Here is a 6,930-nt window from a genome sequence, read left to right on the forward strand (position 1 = left end):
CTCAGACCACTTTTTCTGAAATCCGGTTCCGGGATCAGCTATGACAGGTGATTGTATGGCTGAATTCTATTCCTGCAACCGCTGATAAATGTCTTTCCAGAGTTTAAGTGCAGTCGGGATCAGTTTATCGGGAAAATCGTAATCGGGATGATGCAGGGCGGGGTGATCCGTTCCGGACCCGATGCCGAACAAAGCGGCCTTGCTTTCCATGGCAAAATGGGCAAAATCCTCGCTCCAGCGGAATGGCAGCCCGGCCTCAATCAGCGGCAAACCCAGTGAGCGGGCGGCATCGGATACAAACTGAACTGCTTCCGGATGGTTCATTGTTGCCGGGAATTCTTCGGTAAAACTGATTTCGCAGCCCATGGCGGCGGCATCCGAGTGCCGGCGGACGAGTTCAGCCGCAGTGTTGCTGAGCAGTTCCATATCCCCGTTCTGATAGGCACGCAAGGTGGCCATTAATACGGCCTCGCCGGGCGATGTGCCAAATGCCGGAGACCCCAGGTTACCATAAATCAGGGTCAGCAGCACAAAATCCCGGTATCCTTTCAGGTCACCGTTGTTTGACAAACCGGGCAGGTCAACCATAAGGCGCGCCATTACAGCCGCCGGGCTCATCCCTTTCTCGGGTTCTGAGGCATGCGAAGTCCTACCCTTCAACCTGATGACCATCCCGCGCGATGCTGCTGCAAAAGTTCCATTTCTGACAATCACCGAATTAAGGGGATAGCCTGGCAGGTTGTGAAGGGCAAAAGCATACTCCGGACTGAAACCCAAAGCCTTAAGCGCCTTTAACATGGCAGCCGCTCCCTGACCCGTCTCTTCGGCAGGCTGAAACAACAGCAGTACCCGCCCTTTCGTGGGCCGGTGCAAGGCAATATACTCTGCCAGGCCGGCAAGTATGGCCGTATGCCCGTCGTGGCCACACTTGTGTGAAACACCCGGATTTCCCGAGGCATAGTCCAGTTGCGTGGTTTCATTTACCGGCAAGGCATCCGTATCAGCCCTGAACCACACCTCCGGCCCGGGAGTGCCGCTGTCGAATATCGCCACCACCCCATGTCCACCCACCATTGTTAACAACTGCTCAGGTTTCAACGGACTAAGGAAATCGCGTATGCGTCGTGCCGTTTCCTTTTCCTGCCCCGACAATTCCGGGGTACGATGCAACTCATGCCGTAAGGCAATCAGCGGATCAATCATCTTTTTCATATCACTGCAAAGATAAAAGCACTATCCATGCAAATGAACCAATAGCTCAGTTTAGATACTATATAAACAAAGCGTTCCCGGCACGATATGACACAAACTGGCAGCTGGTTTTGTATACGAAGCGCTGACAAGATGTCCGCGCTAACTGGTGCTTTAAATGTAAATTCCATGTGGTCCCCCACATTTATCAAAGTCCGGCACTGGATTCTGTCCGTTTTTTTTTGTATATTTGAGTTTCAGGTTATCCGGCGACATCATCACTGATCCGGCCCGGAATTTTGAAATCGGGCTTTTCTTCAGCCACAGAAAATCAAAGTCTGGTAAACTGAAAACTCTGAAATTTTATTGGATTCCGGGACAATCAGCATACCAGCAGAATCAATTAATTACTCTTTGGGGTCAACGGAGATCAGTGATCAACCGGACAAACCGGTTTTTCATTTATTGTTTAACCTAAAATCAAATCACATGGCAGTATTAAAAGTTATTGAAATCCTGGCCTCCTCGGAAGTGAGCTGGGAAGACGCAGCAAAAAAAGCAGTGGATACTGCATCGAAGTCCCTGAAAGGCATCTCATCCGTTTACATCCAGGATATGAGCGCGGTGGTAAAATCAAACAAGATTACCGAATTCAGGGTAAATTGTAAAATCACTTTTGAAGTAATGGACTAAGCGTCTGCAAAAATGCGGGGCCTGGCAGGGATGACCATTATCATCCTTGTCAGGCCTTTTCATAGACTCCGGTCAGCGCGAACGTCCTTATCCCCGGAATTATCCCACCTTTTGGAGGAGGGTATAATCTGGTCTAGCACATACTTTCGCCTCTTTTACACCTGACAGGTTGGAAGAAAACCTGTCAGGTGGATTCTACAGCTGGTGCTGATATCCAGTTCCGAACCAGCAGGGTTTGAAGAACGGACGGGACGTCCGCGCTAACCGGTTTTAATACGGGCCAGGGTGATGACTATGCCAGATCCTGCCAAAATGAAATCTTAAATGATTCGTTTCCGATAATTCACCGAATCATTTTAAATTTGCACCCACAAAATATTTACCATTCAACATCAATCCTATGGGAAGAGCATTTGAATTCCGCAAAGCACGCAAGATGAAGCGCTGGGGAAATATGGCAAGGGTATTCACCCGGCTGGGTAAGGACATTGAAATGGCCGTAAAAGCCGGCGGACCGGATCCCTCCATGAACCCAAAGCTCAGGCTGCTGATCCAGAATGCCAAGAGCGAAAATATGCCCAAAGAGAATGTTGAACGGGCCATTAAACGGGCTGTTTCAAAAGATTCTGCAGATTACAAGGAGGTTGTTTATGAAGGTTACGGGCCTCACGGAATCGCCGTGGTGGTTGAAACTGCCACCGATAATCCTACCCGTACCGTCGGCAATGTGCGCAGCTACTTTACCCGCAATGGCGGCAGCCTCGGTACCATGGGCATGCTCGACTTCCTTTTCGAACGTAAGTGCTCCTTTAAGGTGGCCATGAAAGAGGGCATCGAAATTGAAGAACTTGAGCTTGAACTCATCGACTACGGTGTGGAAGAAATTTTCGTGGATGAAGGGGAAATCCTGATATATGCCGATTTTGCCTCATTCGGTCCGATTCAGAAATATCTGGAGGAAAACCATTTCGAAATCAAAACTTTTGCCTTTGAGCGCATCCCCAACGACACAAAATCGCTTACCCCGGAAGAGCAGGCCGATGTGGATAAAATGCTGGAACGTATGGAAGACGACGACGACGTCACCAACGTATTCCACAATATGCGGTGATCATATGATATGCCGATGAACCATAAAAAATGCCGGAAATTGTCCGGCATTTTTTATGGTGCTATCATCCTGTTTCAGGACTAACGGATCAATGAGATGGATCCCCTTACCGGGTTTACGGTTGTAGTATTGATGTAACCGGGAACTTCAAAGGTGATCACATAAACATATACGCTTGAAGGCGCAGGTGATCCTTTAACGGTTCCATCCCAACCTGCGCCATAGTCATTGGTTTCATAAATCAGTTCACCCCAGCTGTTGTATATCTGCATAAAGAACCTCGAAGGTGTAACATCTCCCAGCAGCACCGGACGGAAAACATCGTTGCGGCCATCACCGTTGGGTGTGAAGGCATTGGGCATAATCAGCTCCAGCGAGCAGGGGATCAGCCAAACGGTAGATTCTCCGGTACAACCATAAGAATTCACCACCTGCACCGTGTAAATCCCTGCATCCGATTCGGTGCGTGACTGAATTACACTGCCGTCCTGCCACAGATAGGACTCGTAGCCAGGACCTGCATCCAGCAGATGCGGTGTACCGGCACACAGGGTGTCGGCCTCCGCAAGATTCAGCCATGGTTTCGGATTCACTTCAAGTGTCATCGGGATGGTCTGCGGACAGCCATCGCTGTTGGTAGCAATCAGCGTATAGGTGCCTGCATCGGAGAGGCGCAGGCTGGGGAATTCCAGATCCTGAAGCGTGCTGCTGAATCCGGAAGGTCCGGTCCACAGGTATGCAAGCTCCTGCGCATCGTTGGATGTAATATCCAGCATGATGGAATCGCCCTCGCAGAATGTACCCGCCCCATCAGCCAGGATGTCCGGTGCAGGGAAAATCAATGCGCGTCCGTTGATCAACAGCCTGGGAACCGCATATCCGGCCGAAGCATAAATCACACTCTGGCTTGATATCCAGTTGATCTCACTGTTGCCCGGAGCAAGCGCGGCAAAATTCAGCCCGAACAACTCAGCATTGGCAGGTACTGTTGCCGAGTTATTGGCAATGGAATAACGGATACTAAGCGTATCAAGCGTTTGCGATAAAGAATAACTAAACACGCCACCGGCAAGGCCCGGATGGATGTTGATCAGATTCACAAATGAGAGTACCGCGGGATCAAACTGGATAACCACTGTAAATTCCACAATATCCACAAAATTCTCCGCATCCACAGGAATTACCACCGGGAAATTCAAACAATACTCAACGGTATCTGCAGATACTTCCACTTCGTTGACCAGGACATTGCCCACAATAAACATCCGGGAATCAATACAACCATTTGCATCCCTGACCCAGGCAGTATGTGCACCTACAGCCAGACCACTGAATTGGGAAACAGGCTGCCAACCAAGGTTATCCACCTGATATTCCAATGGCTCAAGGCCTCCGTTTGCAACAATGTTCACTTCCCCGTTAGCCTGTCCGTTAGTGGCATCAATGATTTCAAGATTTACAATTACCGGTCCCGGCTCACTCTGAATGATAAGCGCATCCGGCCATACGGCTATACAATTGAATGCATCCATGACCTGAACCGTATAACTTCCGGCTGAAAGGTTTCCGAAGAAGGGATCATCCTGCCAGCTTGCACCATTGGTAATGCTGAACTGCAGCATATTTCCCACAGCAGTAATGCTGATGGAGCCACTGGCCTCTCCGCAGGTGCCATCGGTTACCATCACACCGGTGATGGTAACGCCGCCGGCATTGTTGATAAGGATTTCATCAGGCCAGAGGGTTTCGCAGAGGGCGGCATCGCGCACCACAATGTTGTAGGTGCCCGGGGTCAGGCCGGTAAAGACATTCACCGCCGACCAGTTCAAACCGCCGTCGATGCTGTATTCCAGCGGAGCCGTGCCGCCGGTGGCCGTGATGGTGATGGTTCCGTCGTTGCTGCCGCAGTTTGCATCGGTGGCAATAACTTCCGTGATCTCCGCACCGCCGGTATTGTTGATGATCACCTCATCCGGCCAGAGGGTCGCGCAAAGGGCGGCATCGCGCACCACAATGTTGTAGGTGCCCGGAATAAGTCCGGTAAAGACATTCAATGCCGACCAGCTCAAGCCGCCGTCAATACTGTATTCCAGGGGAGCCGTGCCGCCGGTGGCTGTAATGGTGATCGTGCCATCGTTGCTGCCGCAGTTGGCGTCGGTGGAAATGACTTCCGTGATCTCCGCGCCGCCGGCATTGTTGATAATCACCTCATCCGGCCATATCGTCTCGCAAAGGGCGGCATCGCGCACCACAATGTTGTAGGTGCCCGGAATAAGTCCGGTAAAGACATTCAATGCCGACCAGCTCAAACCGCCGTCGATGCTGTATTCCAGGGGAGCCGTGCCGCCGGTGGCCGTGATGGTGATGGTTCCGTCGTTGTTGCCGCAGTTGGCGTTGGTGGCAATCACTTCCGTGATCTCCGCGCCGCCGGTATTGTTGATGATCACCTCATCCGGCCAGAGGGTCGCGCAAAGGGCGGCATCGCGCACCACAATGTTGTAGGTGCCCGGAATAAGTCCGGTAAAGATATTCACCGAAGACCAGCTCAAACCGCCGTCGATGCTGTATTCCAGGGGAGCCGTGCCGCCGGTGGCTGTAATGGTGATCGTGCCATCGTTGCTGCCGCAGTTGGCGTCGGTGGAAATGACTTCCGTGATCTCCGCACCGCCGGTATTGTTGATGATCACTTCATCCGGCCAGAAGGTCGCGCAAAGGGCGGCATCGCGCACCACAATATTGTAGGTGCCCGGAATAAGTCCGGTAAAGACATTCACCGCCGACAAGTTCAAACCACCGTCAATGCTGTATTCCAGCGGAGCCGTGCCGCCGGTGGCCGTAATGGTGATGGTTCCGTCGTTGTTGCCGCAGGTAGCGTCGGTGGAAATAACTTCCGTGATCTCCGCGCCGCCGGTATTGTTGATAATCACCTCATCCGGCCAGAGGGTCGCGCAAAGGGCGGCATCGCGCACCACAATACTGTAGGTGCCCGGAAGCAGTCCGGTAAAGACATTCAATGCCGACCAGCTCAAGCCGCCGTCAATACTGTATTCCAGCGGAGCCGTACCGCCGGCGGCTGTGATGGTGATGGTACCGTCGTTGTTGCCACAGGTAGCGTCAGTGGCAATGACTTCAGTAATCTCCGCGCCGCCGGTATTGTTGATAATCACTTCATCCGGCCATATCGTCTCGCAAAGGGCGGCATCGCGCACCACAATATTGTAGGTACCCGGAATAAGTCCGGTAAAGACATTCACTGCCGACCAGCTCAAACCGCCGTCAATACTGTATTCCATGGGAGCCGTGCCGCCGCTGGCTGTAATGGTGATGGTTCCGTCGTTGCTGCCGCAGTTGGCGTTGGTGGCAATAACTTCCGTGATCTCCGCGCCGCCGGTATTGTTGATAATCACCTCATCCGGCCATATCGTCGCGCAAAGGGCGGCATCGCGCACCACAATGTTGTAGGTGCCCGGAATAAGTCCGGTAAAGACATTCGTTAACGACCAGTTCAAGCCGCCGTCAATACTGTATTCCAGGGGAGCTGTGCCGCCGGTGGCCGTAATAGTAATTGTACCATCGTTGTTGCCGCAGCTGGCGTCGGTGGCAACTACTTCCGTAATCTCCGCGCCGCCAATATTATTGATAATCACTTCATCAGGCCAGAGGGTTGCGCAAAGGGCGGCATCGCGCACCACAATATTGTAGTTGCCCGGAATCAGTCCGGTAAAGACATTTGTTGCCGACCAGCTTAAGCCGCCGTCAATGCTGTATTCCAGGGGCGCCGTGCCGCCGGTGGCCGTGATGGTGATGGTTCCGTCGTTGCTGCCGCAGTTGGCGTCGGTGGAAATGACTTCCGTGATCTCCGCACCGCCGGTATTGTTGATGATCACTTCATCCGGCCAGAAGGTCGCGCAAAGGGCGGCATCGCGCACCACAAT

General features: G+C 52.3%; 4 protein-coding genes. 2 read left to right on the top strand and 2 right to left on the bottom strand.

All coding sequences use genetic code 11. The annotated features are described in order from the left end of the window. Positions 1-66: 66 nt before the first annotated feature. Positions 67-1,212 carry an amidohydrolase gene (locus TBC1_RS17315; protein ID WP_082189689.1) on the bottom strand — a complete coding sequence of 382 codons (1,146 nt, stop codon included), beginning with the start codon at positions 1,210-1,212 and terminating at the stop codon, positions 67-69. Between the two features lie 468 nt (positions 1,213-1,680). Here TBC1_RS17315 and TBC1_RS17320 point away from each other — a divergent pair, with 468 nt between their 5' ends. Together TBC1_RS17320 and TBC1_RS17325 are read left to right on the top strand one after the other, a co-directional pair. Continuing rightward, a complete protein-coding gene (locus TBC1_RS17320; RefSeq protein WP_062045698.1) occupies positions 1,681-1,884 on the top strand; it encodes a dodecin family protein in 204 nt (67 codons plus the stop codon). A gap of 400 nt (positions 1,885-2,284) precedes the next feature. Next, positions 2,285-2,995: a YebC/PmpR family DNA-binding transcriptional regulator gene (locus TBC1_RS17325; RefSeq protein ID WP_062045519.1), complete on the top strand. Its 711-nt coding sequence runs from the start codon at positions 2,285-2,287 to the stop codon at positions 2,993-2,995. An 80-nt stretch (positions 2,996-3,075) separates the two neighbouring features. Here TBC1_RS17325 and TBC1_RS17330 read toward each other — a convergent pair. Continuing rightward, positions 3,076-6,930: T9SS type B sorting domain-containing protein (locus TBC1_RS17330; protein WP_172668933.1), on the bottom strand; the 3,855-nt coding region annotated here is incomplete at its 5' end.

The organism is Lentimicrobium saccharophilum (assembly GCF_001192835.1).
GTDB lineage: Bacteria > Bacteroidota > Bacteroidia > Bacteroidales > Lentimicrobiaceae > Lentimicrobium > Lentimicrobium saccharophilum.